1 protein-coding gene is annotated in these 202 nt (G+C 48.0%); it reads left to right on the forward strand.

All coding sequences use genetic code 11. From position 1 onward, the window contains the following. Positions 1–55: 55 nt before the first annotated feature. The coding region (locus tag KV696_RS10530; protein WP_373688307.1) for a hypothetical protein at positions 56–202 on the forward strand (147 nt) is incomplete at its 3' end.

Here is a 202-nt window from a genome sequence, read left to right on the forward strand (position 1 = left end):
AAGTAAAGCGAATGGCGGCACTTACGCAACAGGAACGACAGTTAAAGTACCAGGAATTGACAACGACACCTTCACAGTAGGAGAAAATGGAACGTTCAAGATTCCAAATACGAAGTTACCAGACACAGCAACGGCAGGAAGTGTCAGCATCAATGAACCAGGACACAAACCAGCGAGCGTATCCGGACAAACAACGCCAGCG

Source organism: Streptococcus humanilactis (assembly GCF_019448275.1).
GTDB classification, from domain to species: Bacteria; Bacillota; Bacilli; order Lactobacillales; family Streptococcaceae; genus Streptococcus; species Streptococcus humanilactis.